The sequence below is a fragment of the Candidatus Methanoperedens sp. genome (assembly GCA_027460535.1).
Classification (GTDB): domain Archaea; phylum Halobacteriota; class Methanosarcinia; order Methanosarcinales; family Methanoperedenaceae; genus Methanoperedens.
Genome location: JAPZAR010000028.1, coordinates 13605 through 29174, shown reverse-complemented (window position 1 = coordinate 29174; position 15570 = coordinate 13605). Strand labels below are relative to the sequence as shown.

Genomic DNA, 15570 nt, shown 5'->3' with positions numbered 1-15570 from the left:
AATACAGGGTGTTAAAGATGGGAATTATTGTCGATGAAGGCATAGAAAGAAGATCGGATAAGACCGTAAAACAGATACTTGTTGTTGAAGATGAAATTACTATTGCCGAAGATATACAACGAAGATTGAAGAAGATGGGATATACTGTTCCAGTAATAGTATCTTCAGGAGAAGAGGCTATTAAAAAGACGAGAGAAAATAATCCTGATCTGGTGCTGATGGATATTGTAATACATGGTAAGATGGATGGGATTGAAGCTGCTGAGCAAATACGCTCCCATTTAGACACCCCGATCGTGTACCTCACAGCTTACGCTGATGAAAAAACACTGGAACGAGCAAAATTAACAGAACCTTTCGGGTATTTGATTAAACCATTCAGAGAAAGAGAATTACAGATTACTATTGAGATTGCCCTCTACAAACATTATATGGAACAGAAATTAAAAGAAAGTGAACGGAGATTGAAAGAGAGCAATCAATGGCTTGTTGCAGTAATTCAAAGTATAGGTGATTCAGTGATTGCAACTGACCCGGAAGGAACCATAAGACTTATGAATCCAATTGCAGAGGCACTGACGGGCTGGAAGCAGGAAGATGCTTCAGGTAAACCTCTGACAACCGTATTCAATATTATTAGCGAAGAATCTGACAAACAGGTAGAAAACCCTGTAACGAAGGCCATTCGAGAAGATATTTTTTACGGTCTAGCAGATCATACGGTATTGATAACAAAGGAAGGTATGAAAATACCCGTAGATATTATCGGTTCAACTATCAATGATGACAAAGATAACATCATTGGTATTGTACTGATTTTCTATGACATCATTGAACGCAACAGAGTTTATGAAACGCGAAAATCGGATTAAACCATACCATTAGGAGGGGGAACAATGAGTGATTATAAACTTGGTATTGAAGAACTGGATAATGCAATTGGAGGCATAAGAAATGGCACGAACATCATGCTGGTCGGTCCGCCAATGATCCAAAAAGAAATTATCTTGTACAATATAATGTTTCACGGTGCGGAGATAAATGAAAATGCATTAATAACGGTAACAACTCATGAATCACCTACTCAAATCCTGGAATGGTTCAAAGAGAACAAAATGGTACTTCCGCTATCAAGGATAGGGATTATTGATTGCATTACAAAATCGATTGGAGTGACTGCCATTGAAACTGAAAACATCAAATTTGCCAGCAGTCCCGTGGATTTGACCGGAATAGGAGTACGCATAAGCCAGTTTTTTGAGGATTTTCTCATGAAAAAGAAACTCCTGAAAATCCAGCTTCATATCAATTCACTTTCTGGAATATTGATGTATTCAAATATCCAGACCGTTTTCAGGTTCATGCATGTTCTTACAGGACGCGTCAAGGCAGCTGGAGCCCTTGGAATTTTTGTAATAGAAGTTGGCATGCATGACGATCATACAATAGCGACATTAAAACAACTTTTTGATGGTATCATTGAGATCAAAGAGGAAAATGACAAGAATTACATAAGAATTGTCGGACTGTCATCAAAACCCACTCTCTGGCTTGAATATGAGATCGAAGGAGGAAAACTAAGGATTAACCGATGACCGATGTTAAAACTGACAATATAAATATAAAATACTAATTATTTATATATTTCTCTTTTTGAAGCCCAGTGATGTCAGCGTTATCTTCCTTCAGGATGGAGTTTCAGGACTTTCGCTATGTTATTGAACAGCGCTTTTCTCAGGTTCAGGTAAAACCAAAACATTTAAAAGATATAAAACCCAATTTAGCATGGTGATATTTAAATGGACGATAAAGAGACGAAGGTACCTATTTACATTGCGATCATAGTTGCCCTGATACTTGTTGCCGCGGGGGGTTATTTTATCCTCGGGGGTACAACCAAATTGGCGCCGGCAGGGACGCCTGAAAAGACGCCGGCTGCAACTCCGACAGGAACTTCTGCAACACCACCACCACCATCCACAGGAACCCCATCGGCAGGGGCCACTTCAACAGCACCGACAACTTCCCAGGTAGCGACAATCAAATGCGAATTATGCCATGTAAACCCTCAGAATTACTCTCCCCACGTCAATGGTGGAAAACTTTGTATAAACTGCCACGGCAGTCAGGTCCACAATATCCACATAGGACCTGGTACAGTAAACCTGAACTGTGACACTTGCCACGGATTCCCACCAAAGATCCCCACGGTAGAGAAGGGAGAAGGACCAGGTCACTATGCAGTTTGCGAAAATTGCCATGCTGCACCGCCAGACAATTTGAAACCCAGTCTGGGTAACCTTATCGTAATACATCTGTCAAGAGGCAAATACTGCACAAATTGCCACGGTACCGATATTGGTGCCATTCACGCAGCAGCACTTGCTAATGCGACCAAGTAATGAATAAAAGGGCCAACCCCTTTTATTTACCCTATTTTTTAACTCGATCATATGGTTCCCCAATTCCCGGCGGGAGTGGTTCTAATTATCTTCTATGACATCCTTTGAGGAATTTGCAGAGGTCTGCAGCAAAATCGAGTCGATCTCAGGGTCGCTTGAAATGACTTCAATCGTTGCGGATTTTTTAAGGAAAGTGGATGACAATGAACTTGAGATCTCAAGCCGTTTCATCATGGGACGCGTGTTCCCTGTTTGGAGTGAAGAAGAGCTTGGTATCGGGCCGAGCCTTTTATATTCCGCCATATCTAAAATATCCTCCCTCCCTGTTAAGCGCATAGAAGAATTCGTGAGGGATACGGGAGATATCGGCCTTGCGGCAGCAAAAGCAATGGAATCTGGCAAAAAGAATCTTGGTTTTTTTTCACATGAGAAACTGTCGATTCTCGATGTATACATGCGATTTCAGACCATAGCTCGACTCCAGGGAAAAGGGTCACAGGATGCGAAAATAAAGAACCTCCAGTACCTGCTTGCCGCCTCAGGGCCTGTTGAAATACCCTACATTGGGCGTCTGGCTATAGAAGAACTTCGCATCGGGGTTGGAGAGGGTATCGTAAGGAATGCAATCGCAGAAGCCTTTGAGGTTCCTGCGGACCTTGTCGAGCGGGGATACATGATCGTAAACGATTTTGGGATCGTGGCATATACGGCGAAAAATGAAGGGAAAATTGGTCTTGAGAAGCTAGGTGTCTTGATCGGGCGCCCTCTTAGAGTTATGCTTGCTCAGATAGCACCCGGCATGAAGGAAGCGGTGGAAGAAATGGGGAAGCTGGCAGTGGAATGGAAATTCGACGGGGCGCGTGTACAGATCCACAAGGACGGCTCCAGTGTTGTCATCTATTCGCGCAAACTTGAGAATGTAACGTCTTCACTACCTGATATCGTGAAATCCGTAAGATCAAATGTTTTTGCACAAAGGGTCATTCTTGATGGTGAAGCAGTAGCTCTTGGTAAAGACAAACGCCCAATGGCTTTCCAGGAAATCCTGAAACGTTTCAGGCGAAAGTACGATATCTCAGAAACTGCACTTGAGATACCTCTCTTCTTGAACCTGTTCGATATCATGTATTTGAATGGCGACAGTCTTATCGATAAACCCCTGAAGGAGAGGCGGCTCAGGCTTGAGGAAACATGCGATAAAAGCATTCTGGCCGATCAGAAAACCACGCACGACATATCCGTTGTGGAAACTATTTATAAGGAGGCACTGGCTGCAGGCCATGAGGGAGTAATGCTAAAAAATCCGGATTCCTTTTATTCACCCGGAAAGAGAGGGAAGAACTGGCTTAAATTAAAACCTGTTATGGAAACACTTGACCTGGTGGTTGTGGGGGGGGAATGGGGAGAAGGGAGAAGAACAAAACTTATCGGTTCCTATTTACTGGCATGCCGTGACCCGGATACGGACAAGTTCCTTTCGATCGGGCGGGTGGCTACCGGCATAACGGATGAGCAACTCGAGGAGTTGACCAAATTATTCATGGACCTGGTGATTTCAGAAAGCGGGATACATCTGGATTTTGAGCCGAAGATAGTTTTTGAGGTGGCTTTTGAGGAAATACAGAAAAGCCCTAACTACGATTCCGGGTATGCGCTTCGCTTTCCCAGGCTTGTCAATGTGAGAAGCGATAAATCGGCGGATGATGCGGATTCAATAGAGAGGGTTGAACAGGTATACATTGGACAGAGAGGGCGATGAAAGATCCGATGAGCTTTGCACCTAAAGTACCGTTTTTGACCGACTTTAGGTGCAAAGCTCTCAAAGGCACAAAATTTGAAAAGGAAATAAAGAACCCCACCCTAAAGGACGGGCTATTCAAGCAGTGGCAGAACATTATGATAAAAAGGTGAAAAACATGGATAGAAAAAGCATTTTGGGACGGTTAGATACGACGCTCATATTATTCGAGTTAGTTCTGAGTGTGATATTCGTTTTAATGGGACATCTTATAAGCAGCATATACCTTCGGGGAATTGGGGTTGGATTGATAATTTCTTGGGTGACAAGCGCATTAGCCTATTTATACAAAAATAAAAAGGTAAAACCATGAGCAACGAACAGCGTGTGACATTCACTCCCCTGCCTTTAGACAGGGGTTTCTCTGCCACCAGAGTAATGAAAGAGCTTCTGTATAAATGGGAAGAAGTGTCGAAAGCGAACAACAGCAACTTAACTCCCGCCGTTATGCTTGATGAGATTATTCTTCGAGCTTCAGAAACAAATAAGCCGGTTAAGTTCTCAAAATAGACTTTAGGTGCAGAATGTGGTTTAGGTGCAAAGCCGATCCGATAGAAAACTTTAAACCTAATCAGGTATTGTTTAATTCGGTTTTGAAGGACGTGAGATTTACTTAAATGTGGAAAATCGAAGACGCAATTGATCTGTACGGTATAGAGCGCTGGGGAAACGGATACTTTTCTTTTAATAAAAACGGGAATCTTATTGTCAGGCCCACGAAAAAGGACGCAGAGACCGTCGATCTAAAAAACGTAGTGGAAAGCCTGACCACAAAAAAAATCAAATTTCCGATATTGCTCAGGTTCCCGCAAATTCTCGAGGGACAGATAAAAGAATTGAACGGGGCTTTCTCTAATTCGATCTCCGAGTTCAAGTACAATAGCTCATACCAGGGTGTATTCCCGATGAAGGTGAACCAGCGAAAAGAAGTCATCGAGGAGATCGTCAAATCGGGCAAGAAATTCAATATGGGTCTGGAAGTGGGAACAAAAGCAGAGCTTCTCGCTGCGCTATCATTTGATCTGAGCCCTGAAGCCCTTTTGATATGCAACGGTTATAAGGACGACGAATATCTTACACTCGCACTTAACGCGATCAAATTGAAAAATAACGTTATCATTGTGATCGATGAGTTCAACGAAACAAAAAGATTATTGGAACTTGCAAACCAGTTGAATGTAAAGCCGCTTATTGGCATCCGGGCAAAATTATACTCAAAAGGCAGCGGAAAATGGGCAGAATCCGGTGGGGAATCTGCAAAATTCGGGCTGACCACTACTGAAATGCTTGATTGTATAAAGGTCATAGCCCAGTATGATATGATCCCTCAACTGCAGATGCTTCATTTCCACATAGGTTCGCAGATAACCGAGATACGAAGGATACAGAAGGCTGTAAAGGAAGCTGCAAGAGTGTATGCCAAAATTAAGAATAAGCACATCAACATCAAATATTTCAATATCGGGGGTGGTCTGGGGATTGACTATGATGGGAGCAAGACTTCCTCAGATGCGAGTGCGAATTACACGATCCAGGAATATGCGAACAATGTGGTTTATTCTCTCAAAGACGTATGCGACGAGGAAAATGTTGCTCATCCCGTGATACTGTCAGAAAGCGGGCGTGCCATCGCTGCATATCATTCGGTACTTGTCATAAACATTAAGGGGAATAAGAACGGCAACCATGGCGGCAATGTCGAAATAGTGGGGAATGAGCCGCACATAATAAAAGACCTGTACGATGGATTAAGAGAAATAAACATCAAGAACTATATTGAGTATTATCATGACGCCCTGCAGCATCGTGAAGAGCTTCTTTCCCTGTTCAACCTTGGTGAGCTTGAACTTGAGGATAAATCCAAGGGAGAGCTTCTTTTCTGGCAGATCTGCGAGAAAGCCATAGGCTTTGCCAGGGAAACACAGAATAAATCCGATGATTTCGATGACCTGAATAAACTCCTTTCCAAAAAATATATTGGCAATTTCTCGATCTTCCAGTCAATGCCGGATTTCTGGGCCTTAAAGCAACTGTTCCCGGTCGTTCCTGTGAACAGGGCTCATGAGAAACCAACCGAATACGGGACCATTGTGGATATTACTTGCGATTCGGATGGAGAGATTGACAAGTTCGTGGATCTGAAGGATGTCAAGGAGATACTTGAACTTCATGATCTGAATAACGGGCCTTATTATCTTGCCGTCCTCATGCTTGGCGCATACCAGGATACCATCGGGGACTATCATAACCTTTTCGGCGCTGCCAATGAAGTCCACATAATAGTGGATGATAAAGGTGAGTGGCATATCAAGACAAGCGTGAACGGGGATCGGAATTGCGATACCCTGGGCTATGTCAAATATAATATCAATGCACTTTTATCCACTTTTGAATCCGAGGTGAACCAGGCATTGAGGGAGAACAAATTATCCAAATCGGATGCAGAGGATATTTTGAACAATTATAAAGATGTTATGTACAGATACACGTATCTGGACATATAATCCGCACTTCTTTTCTATAAATTTTAGAAATATGCTGACACTGGGGATCGTGAATACATACGATAAAATCAAGGTTCATGAGGCTCATTACCGCAGTATTGCCAGAGCTGCTCCGGTCGCATACGCCTTCGGGTTCAATCTTGCCCTTTTTGATTATCCATTTAGGATGACGGCAGAGGAACTGGTAAGTTTCGTTAAAGATAAAACTACAATAGGCAGTTCCGGGAAATATCTTGAAGAGTTGTTCAGGTCGGGCAGGTTCTTCGTTTTTGATCTTCCGGAAAAAGGGTTCCAGCCTCAGTTCGGCTCCCCTGTGGTTACAACATCCCATCCCGCCCCGGGCAAGAAGACAGATGTACACACTATTGCAGAGAACGTTAACAAAAGAAAATCCTTCCTTTTCCTGATAGGGCTCGGTCATAAGGGACTTCCGCGGGAATTATTTGAGATGGCAGAGTTCCATCTCGATATTACGTCCAGGGGCGTTTCACTTGAAACTTGTACGGCGATAGGCGCAGTGCCTGCGATCATTTCAGGGTGCGCAGAACGCATAAAGAGTCAAAAATAATATTTTGCGGTGCATTTCCACAATCTTTATTAGTTGCTACTCCAACTTGGAATCTTATATTCAGCAAAAAATTCTAATGATATAAAATCATTTTTATGAAATATTTATGAAACGAAATATAGCGGTAACAGGAGGGGCAGGCTTCATAGGAAGTAATCTGGTGGACAAACTGCTTTCAGAGGGTAACAAGGTAACTGTTATAGATAACCTGAGTTCAGGGAAACTGGAATTCCTTAATGCTCATACCTCGAATGGGAATTTCAGCTTCATCAAAGCCGACCTGACGGAGCCAGAAAAGCTCAGAAAAGCAATCGATGGCGCGGATATGATATTTCATCTGGCGGCAAATCCCGATGTCAGATTGGGCGCAGAAAATACCAGGGTGCATCTTGAGCAGAACATAATTGCAACATATAACGTCCTTGAATCCATGCGAATGAACGGGCAAAAAAATATCGCGTTCACCTCAACATCCACGGTGTATGGAGAAGCCGGCATTATACCCACGCCTGAATCTTATGGGCCGCTTATCCCGATATCATTATACGGCGCATCAAAACTTGCCTGTGAAGCTCTCGTAACTTCTTTTTGTGGTACATTTGGATTGAGGGCATGGATTTTCCGTTTTGCCAACATCGTAGGCCCCCGGGGTACTCACGGGATAATCGTGGATTTTATAAAGAAACTCAGGGATGATCCTCACAACCTTGAAATCCTGGGGGACGGTCAGCAGCGAAAATCATATCTCCATGTCTCAGACTGTGTCGATGCGATGCTATTCGCGGTGAAGGAATCTCACGATATGGTAAATATTTTTAATGTTGGCTCGGCAGATGCCATTAACGCTACCGGGATAGGGGAAATAATCGTTGAAGAAATGGGTTTAAAAAATGTCAAATTCCACTACACAGGGGGGAAGCGAGGATGGAAAGGCGATGTTCCAAGCATGGTGCTTTCTATAGATAAGATTCAGGAGCTTGGCTGGGAACCGGTCCACAATTCCAGGAACAGTATCGTTGAGGCGGTTCGGAGTTCATTAAAGGATGAGTAATTTATTCTGCCCGAAATGCGGCAATGAAGCCGATATTTTTCATGACAATGTATGCGGGAAATGCTTCATTGGCAACAAAAAATTGATCGAATGCCCCGAAGTCGTTAGCGTGCGGATATGCCCGACATGCGGTTCTGTTTACAAGAAGGGCAAATGGGCGTTAAAAGAAGATGAGAAGCAGACGATCATTGATTCTGTAAAGGATAATCTCAATGTAAATAAAGAGGCTTCGAACCTTGAGCTCACAATATCCCCCAAACAGCTTGACTATTCCAGATACCGCGTGAACATAAAAGGAAGAGCGAAAATCCGGGAAGTGCAGATAGAAGATGCACAGGATGCAGAAGTCCGGGTAAACTGGGAAACCTGCGATACATGTAGCAGGATATCGGGGGGTTATTTTGAAGGGATCGTCCAGATAAGGGCGGACAATAGGATACCCACGAAAGAGGAACTTAAAAAATGCCAAGCAATCGCAGAAGATGTCGCATCGCGCGCGCAGGAAAAGGGAGACAGGCTTGCATTTATCGCGAAGACGGAAAAACTTGAAGAGGGCATCGATCTTTATGTGGGGCTCTCAAAGCTCGGAAAACAGATATGCAGAGCCATAATCGAAGCATTCGGCGGCAGGTTCGCTGAATCGCCGAAACTTGTAGGCCAGAAAAACGGAGAGGATCTTTACCGCATCACATTTGCGCTCCGCCTTCCTGAGTTCGTGAAGGGGGACATAATAGACGCGGACGATAAGGTGATCGAGGTACAGAGCTGCGGAAAGCATTTGAGCGGTGTCGATATCGTTACAGGCAGAAGGTTCATTGAGAGCTTCGAAAGCCTGATGGATGTGCGAAAATTAGGCAGGAGAGAGGATGCGGTCCCTGCAGTGCTCGTGGTAGATGAGAGATCAACGATCCAGGTGCTGGACCCTGAGACGTATGAGACCGTTACGATTAAACGACCGGAGTTCCTGAGCGCGGAGCAGGGAGATGAGGTTAAAATTATAAAGACCTCGAAGGGACTTTTTGTATTGCCCTGAGTTATGGTCTGGTGTTGACGTCTCTACTGATAGGGCAACCCGTTTCTATTTTCATGGGCTTAAACTTGTTCAATTTTTATCGTTGACACATCAATAAGAACCGGATTTCTATGGATATGCGCTGATTTTCAAAACTTGAAATACGAAATCCTCTGATGACCAAACTATTATTAGCTCAAAAATCCATTTCTTCTTGAGGTGGGAAAATTCCAATAGATCCGGATTTTATGAAAAAGCCTGTTGCGGGCGAACACAACAGCCACAAGGTAAGAGGTGAAGTGAAGCCTCCTGAAAAGCTTGGCGTACACGGCACCCAAGTCGCGCTGGACCATGACTGCTGCGAGGGCGACGGCATCTGCATTTCGGTCTGCCCCGTGAGTGTGTTCGAATGGGTCGATACCCCCGGACATCCTGCATCACCCCGCAAGTCCGATCCTGTGAGAGAGCCGGACTGCATCTTCTGCAGGGCATGCGAAGCCCAGTGTCCAGTGCACGCGATCAAGATAACCGAACTCTGATGTCAGATAAACCTGAAGGTCTGCTCCTTTCTTATCCTCTCATCGATCTCAACCGCATAGCGCTGTTTCAGAACTGTTAGCGTCTCTGGGGTCAATTTGTTCTTTATGATATTCGGACATGTTGGGTCCACTGCATCAAAATCAACAGCCGGATACAGCTCGCACAATTTCGGGCGGCATCTGTAGATCCGGCAGCGTTTCTCCTTATTCAAAAAGATGCACTGTCCCTTGATCATCTTCATCGCAAAGTAGAGCCCATGCTCTCCTTTCGCTTTCCTGAAATACTTTTGTTGATCAAGCTCCAGGTCGTATTCTTTTTTGATACTAATCAGGAGGTCAACTAACTCCTTTTCCGTAAGAACCGGACAGTTCCGGCAGCACACGGCCTTACAGAGAGTGATATCACAGTCAAGATCGCCATCATGACCCATGCAAGAGCTACCAGTTCTCAGCCAGTACCTCGTAGTACAACTGTGGATGTTTGCAGGCAGGACATTCTTCTGGCGCCTCGGCACCCTCGTGGATATAGCCGCAGTTTCTGCAGTGCCATTTAACTGTTCTGTTCTTCTTAAATACAGAACCCGTTTTTACCACCTTTAGTAGCTCTCTGTACCTCCACTCATGAAAGTGCTCTACTTCCCCGATTTCTGTAAATGAATCTGCAACATTCGGAAATCCCTCTTCCTTTGCGACCTTTGCAAACCCGGGATAAAGTGTTCCCCATTCCAGTTTTTCCCCTTCAGCTGCCGCAAGCAGGTTATCCACCGTCTTCCCTATGGTCCCCGCAGGATACATGGCAGTTATCTCTACATTGCCTCCCTGGAGGTGTTTGAAGAAGATCTTTGCATGCTCTTTTTCATTGTCCGCAGTTTCAAGGAAGAAAGCTGATATCTGTTCAAATCCTTCCTTCCTTGCCGTGCTTGCAAAGTATGTATAGCGGTTCCTTGCCTGGGACTCACCCGCAAACGCTGCTAGAAGATTCTTTTCTGTTTCACTGCCTTTCAGGTTCATTGTTGATCCTTCTTATTGGGAAATATTATTCAATAGGGCTTGACTACTTTTATGTGCAATAAGCTTTGTTAAAAAAAAGCTATAATAGCAACAGGAAAAATAAAATGATTAAAAAAACAAATTAATTTTATTTACTGTTTCTCGAGAAGGTAGCTTCCGAATATTATGACTATCAATGCCACAACGCTTATCGATATGCTTTTCGGGTCACTGGTTACCCCTTCCACACCGCCTATTATCCCTACTGCATACAATACATAACCTGCCATTTTTTTAGTCAAGTACATGCTACCTCCTTATGCGTTAAGAAGTGTAATTCATATATTAACATTTATACTCTTCCTTCGGTAAAAAAATGGTTCAAAAATTTTGTAATCGCGAGAAAATTCCCTCGGCTCATTTATGCCGCATGAGTCAGCAAACCGCATACTGCTCTTTGGGAAGTGCATGTTTCCGGATTGTTGCAATCCTTTTATTTTCTTTAATGTCTATCTCAAGAATATCGAATAGGATGGGGGAGTGTACAATTTTGATACCATTGCATATCAAGTAGAGCTTTTCTATAGTTTTCCCATCTATTCCAGCTTTTAACAATTTTACTCTTTCTTTCGGTGTTTCCAACATCCAATCTTCTCCAATCCACCTACTCATTTTATGAGCTTTCTTGCTATGGACATTTTTATAACACAGCATGGTGCATGGGGAGCGACATACCACCTCTGCTGATTTTCGCACAACCAATCCATACAGAAAAACGGAATCCCGTTTTCTGCCTTTCTATTAATAATTAGAATGTTATTTTGAGTATATATAGCTTTTGAAAGATAATATTACAATTATTATAATAATTATTATGCTAATTTATATGATTAAAATCAGTAAGGAGGGCTTTTGCGGGCAATGTAATATATATAAGCGTAATTATCAGGAAAATGATAACCCCATGCAAACAAGAACCTGGTTTGGGATTTTTTCGATAGATGAAAACGGGATAACTGGAGTCGAACTATTTCAAAAAGACATCGAAACGCTCCTCTCCCGCCTTACAAGAGAACCGTTAATGATGGTGGGAAAAGTTGCAGGGACTAACCTCCGCGACCTCGGATTAAAATACGGCTTCGTATCCTCAAATGAAGAATATGACCACATTTTTCACGAACTCAACATCGGGCTTGTAAAAAAACAATTAACCAAGGCCGTTACGCGGGATAGGCAGATTTCAGCGGCAATCGAGACGATAGATGAGATTAATGAGACCGGAAATGTCCTGGGCGAGAGATTGAAAGAATGGTACATTATGAACTTCGGTGAGACAGATTTAATGGGCGGTGAACTTGCCCGTTATATACTTGGGATAAAAGGGTCGCATGTTGAGCCTGAATTGCAGATGATGCAAAGTCTTGCAGCAACTCTCCTCGGTTTGTATGAATCCCGCCTTTCTATGGAAAAATATCTGAAGAATAGCATGCCTCAACTTGCGCCAAATCTTACGAATATAGCCGGATATCTTCTTGGAGCCCGATTGATTCGCATTGCTGGCGGTCTTGGGAAACTCGCCTCCATGCCTTCAAGCACTGTTCAGGTTATAGGAGCGAACAGCGCCCTCTTTAAACATTTAAAAGGCAAAGCCCCATCTCCAAAGCACGGTGTGATTTTCAGGCACCCCTATATAAATAATGCCCCGAAGTGGCAGCGCGGCAAGATCGCAAGAACCGTTGCCTCCAAGATATCCCTGGCAGCACGATATGATTATTACTCAGGCGAATTAGTGGATAGCTTAGCTTATGGTTTGGAGAAAAAAGTCATGGAAATTAAGAAGCGCTATCCCAGACCGCGAAAGGAATAGTTCAGGATGTCGAGAGCAGGCGTCCGTAAGGGCTCTCATAGTAATAGCTTGTAAATCCGGATATTTCCGTCTTTTGCCCTCCGAACAGCAACTGCGACAGAGAGGGCTTATTGGCATACGTAACTTCTGGCTTGCCTACTATCCCACCAAGCGATGCGGCGATATCGATAGCATCGTCCAGGCTTCCGAATTCGTCCACGAGCCCCAGTTCCTTGGCTTTTGCGCCCGTGTAAACCCTGCCGTCCGCAAGATCCTTGACTTTGCTCATGGAAAGGTTCCTGTCCTGTGCAACCTCTTTAACAAAACGTCCGTACGCTTCCTCTATGGTCTGGTCTGCATACGTTTTTTCCTCATCCGACAATCCTCTCCAGTCCCCGCCCATATCTTTCAGCTCACCTGATTTTGCAATATAGAAGGACGTGCCGTCTTTTTCATAGAATTTTGACCTGTTCTGGAATTCCCAGATCACGCCTATGCTGCCTGTGATAGTATCCGGATTGGCTATGATCCTGGTAGCCGGCACACTGATGTAATATGCTGCGCTTGCTGCAACGTCCCCCATAGAGATGACTATCGGTTTCTTGATTTTTTTCATAGCAGCCACGATCTCTTCAGCCGCAGCCGGGGAGCCTCCCGGGCTATTTATCCTCATCACTATAGCCTTAACCGCATCATCCTCTGATGCATCTTTCAGGCTTTTTGTTATCTCTTCGGAAGTTGCGATCCCGAAACCTGATGGGACGCTCCCCGTCAGCATAACACCTTGGACATAGACAACTTCAACCCTGTTCCCCGAAATGCCGAAGTTTTTGCCTCCGATGATCATATATAAGCTCCCAGCTATGATTATCAGCAGGAAAAATACTATTGCCAAGTATATTGCGTATTTTCTGGGAGAACCTGTCATTTTTATGAAAAATGTAGTTATATTGGCATATAGTTATCTTATCTGGAATAGCCTTCAAAGCAGACTTTCAGGTACTTTGCATTACTGGCCTCGATAAACTCATTGCAGACTTTCTTCGGGTCCCCATCCGAGATGATGTGCCCTTTATCTATCAAAATTGCCCTCTGTGCGACCTCTTTTATGAAATCTACATGATGGCTGATGAAGATAATGGTGGTATTGAATGTCTTATTGATGTTCTTCAGGGAATTTGCAACTTCGCGAAGCGTTATAGGGTCAAGGTCGCCAAAAGGCTCATCCAGTAGCAGGATGGAAGGTTTCGAAGCAAGGGCCATTGCCAGGGCCGCTCTTACGTTCTCACCACCGCTCATCTGATAGGGTTTGGCGTCAAGAACACTCAACGGCAGACCAACCGCTTCAAAGACCGGTTTTGCGTAGTTAATCACTTCGGTAAGAGGATAGCTCGGGAAAAGCACACCAAGTATAGCTGGAGTATATCCCAGTCTCGCCAGTACCTCCCTGCTGTTTTCCTCAGGCATATCAGTCATCCTGTATAATTCATCAAGGTCTTTATCCGATATTCCCAGCTCCTTTGCCCTTTTTCTGGACTCTTCAACAACACTCTGCCCTTTTACGCCCAACTTGTAAGCGAGCTGCTGTTTTATCGTAGAATGGGGTGATAAGGCGAACTCCTGGTACATTATGCTGGTAATTCTTCGCACTTCCATTCTCTTCGGTGAATATGTGGACATTTCAACCCATTCATCACCCACAAGGAATTCAATTTCCCCATCATCCGGATAAATAAGACCATCCATGGCGTGCAGTAGGGTTGTCTTTCCGGCTCCGCTTGGTCCTATGAGGGCGGCCATCTCTCCCTCTTTGAATTCAAGATTGATGCTGTCAAGGTCTAACACTTCACCCTGCCTGATGAGCCAGTAACGCTTGGAAAGATCTGTGACCTTTACTACTGTCTTATCCGATGTACGCTTTGGCATTGGAACGGCAGGTCTCATCTTCTTGAGAAACTTCTTTAATACCTCTCCGGGTTTTCCCTCCTCTATTATTCTGCCTTCTTCAAGCCAGAGTACCCTGTGGGCAAGATAGGAGTGTACTTCGGGAAGATGAGAAACCACCAGGGTCTTGACTCCCAGTTTTTCATTCACGTTCTTTATAGAGTCGAGAACTTCCTGTTTTGTCGCCGGGCATGTCATGGTCGCGGGTTCGTCCAGAAGAAGAAGATGGGGATTCGCTGCAAGTTGTCTTGCTATAAGCAGCCTCTGTTTCTCTCCCCCGCTCAGAACCGCTGAAAAATGCTCTGCTTTCTTGTCAAGATTGACAAGCTTTAGATACTCCATGCTTTTTTCATACAATTCATCGTAGTATGGAGCATCTTTCTCAGGCAAAATCTCATAACCACATCTTTGAGCGTTGAGCCTTCGCAGTACACTCTCGTACGTGGCACCCGGCCATAGCCCGAAATTCCGCTGGAGATGAATGGCCGTCATTTGCTGTAATTTTTTAATATCATTATGCGACGCACCGGGTCCTACGGTGAATCCGTCAAGTTCGAAGCTTCCCTCAGAAAATGGTTCCATACCCCGGAGCACTTTCAAGATCGTGGACTTACCGCCGCCGCTTCTCCCGATGATTCCGAGGATTTCACCCTCTTTTATATCAAAACTTATCCCGTTCAGCACTCTGATCGTATCTGAGTCGATTACATAATCTTTAACCAAATTATTTACTTTTAGCATCGAAGGTCCTCCAAAACATGCTGCTCTTGATGATTCCGAATAATGCTGTTTCGTAATGTTTGAACTTCTATATATCATTGATGGTTGTCTGTTTCATTTATGTTTTTCATTTCTGAAGTATGGAAACGAGAACTTTCACGATGCAGCTATAGAAAGATTTATACTGTAAAAAACA

General features: G+C 44.0%; 18 protein-coding genes. 11 read left to right on the top strand and 7 right to left on the bottom strand.

Annotation, left to right across the window (positions count from 1 at the left end):
- The first annotated feature begins 17 nt into the window (after positions 1–17).
- From O8C65_13155 to O8C65_13110, 10 genes are all read left to right on the top strand, one after another.
- Entirely contained in the window at positions 18–872 is an 855-nt protein-coding gene (locus O8C65_13155; protein MCZ7357871.1) for a response regulator, read from the top strand.
- A gap of 24 nt (positions 873–896) precedes the next feature.
- Positions 897–1595, top strand: a complete 699-nt coding sequence (locus tag O8C65_13150; protein MCZ7357870.1) for a recombinase RecA — start codon at positions 897–899, stop codon at positions 1593–1595.
- A gap of 204 nt (positions 1596–1799) precedes the next feature.
- Entirely contained in the window at positions 1800–2402 is a 603-nt protein-coding gene (locus O8C65_13145; GenBank protein ID MCZ7357869.1) for a hypothetical protein, read from the top strand.
- 94 nt (positions 2403–2496) lie between these two features.
- Complete coding sequence (locus tag O8C65_13140; protein MCZ7357868.1) at positions 2497–4161, top strand: ATP-dependent DNA ligase; 1665 nt, start codon at positions 2497–2499, stop codon at positions 4159–4161.
- A complete protein-coding gene (locus O8C65_13135) occupies positions 4158–4313 on the top strand; it encodes a hypothetical protein (GenBank protein ID MCZ7357867.1) in 156 nt (51 codons plus the stop codon). Before O8C65_13140 ends, O8C65_13135 begins: the two co-directional genes overlap by 4 nt.
- A 196-nt stretch (positions 4314–4509) precedes the next feature.
- Positions 4510–4710 carry a hypothetical protein gene (locus tag O8C65_13130; GenBank protein ID MCZ7357866.1) on the top strand — a complete coding sequence of 67 codons (201 nt, stop codon included), beginning with the start codon at positions 4510–4512 and terminating at the stop codon, positions 4708–4710.
- A 107-nt stretch (positions 4711–4817) separates the two neighbouring features.
- The gene (gene speA / locus O8C65_13125; GenBank protein MCZ7357865.1) at positions 4818–6704 is read left to right on the top strand and encodes a biosynthetic arginine decarboxylase; all 1887 of its coding nucleotides are present in this window, start codon (positions 4818–4820) and stop codon (positions 6702–6704) included.
- 31 nt (positions 6705–6735) lie between these two features.
- Entirely contained in the window at positions 6736–7272 is a 537-nt protein-coding gene (locus O8C65_13120; GenBank protein MCZ7357864.1) for a DUF531 domain-containing protein, read from the top strand.
- A gap of 106 nt (positions 7273–7378) precedes the next feature.
- Positions 7379–8323 carry an NAD-dependent epimerase/dehydratase family protein gene (locus O8C65_13115; protein MCZ7357863.1) on the top strand — a complete coding sequence of 315 codons (945 nt, stop codon included), beginning with the start codon at positions 7379–7381 and terminating at the stop codon, positions 8321–8323.
- Positions 8316–9356, top strand: coding sequence for an NMD3-related protein (locus O8C65_13110; protein MCZ7357862.1), 1041 nt, complete (start codon positions 8316–8318; stop codon positions 9354–9356). Before O8C65_13115 ends, O8C65_13110 begins: the two co-directional genes overlap by 8 nt.
- 170 nt (positions 9357–9526) lie before the next feature.
- Here O8C65_13110 and O8C65_13105 read toward each other — a convergent pair whose 3' ends face one another.
- The 5 genes from O8C65_13105 to O8C65_13085 form a co-directional block, all read right to left on the bottom strand.
- A complete protein-coding gene (locus O8C65_13105; GenBank protein ID MCZ7357861.1) occupies positions 9527–9766 on the bottom strand; it encodes a hypothetical protein in 240 nt (79 codons plus the stop codon).
- Between the two features lie 110 nt (positions 9767–9876).
- Positions 9877–10305 (bottom strand): YkgJ family cysteine cluster protein, encoded by a 429-nt coding sequence (locus O8C65_13100; GenBank protein ID MCZ7357860.1) that lies wholly within the window; start codon positions 10303–10305, stop codon positions 9877–9879.
- A 7-nt stretch (positions 10306–10312) separates the two neighbouring features.
- Complete coding sequence (locus O8C65_13095; GenBank protein MCZ7357859.1) at positions 10313–10885, bottom strand: rubrerythrin family protein; 573 nt, start codon at positions 10883–10885, stop codon at positions 10313–10315.
- 131 nt (positions 10886–11016) lie between these two features.
- Positions 11017–11172 carry a hypothetical protein gene (locus tag O8C65_13090; protein ID MCZ7357858.1) on the bottom strand — a complete coding sequence of 52 codons (156 nt, stop codon included), beginning with the start codon at positions 11170–11172 and terminating at the stop codon, positions 11017–11019.
- Positions 11173–11299: 127 nt separating this feature from the next.
- Positions 11300–11509, bottom strand: coding sequence for a hypothetical protein (locus O8C65_13085; protein MCZ7357857.1), 210 nt, complete (start codon positions 11507–11509; stop codon positions 11300–11302).
- A 319-nt stretch (positions 11510–11828) separates the two neighbouring features.
- On the opposite strand from O8C65_13085, the gene O8C65_13080 reads away from it, so the two are divergent.
- A complete protein-coding gene (locus O8C65_13080; GenBank protein ID MCZ7357856.1) occupies positions 11829–12731 on the top strand; it encodes an rRNA biogenesis protein in 903 nt (300 codons plus the stop codon).
- A 1-nt stretch (position 12732) separates the two neighbouring features.
- Here O8C65_13080 and sppA read toward each other — a convergent pair whose 3' ends face one another.
- Positions 12733–13638: a signal peptide peptidase SppA gene (gene sppA, locus O8C65_13075; protein MCZ7357855.1), complete on the bottom strand. Its 906-nt coding sequence runs from the start codon at positions 13636–13638 to the stop codon at positions 12733–12735.
- A 38-nt stretch (positions 13639–13676) separates the two neighbouring features.
- Positions 13677–15395: an ATP-binding cassette domain-containing protein gene (locus tag O8C65_13070; protein ID MCZ7357854.1), complete on the bottom strand. Its 1719-nt coding sequence runs from the start codon at positions 15393–15395 to the stop codon at positions 13677–13679.
- Positions 15396–15570: the final 175 nt, after the last annotated feature.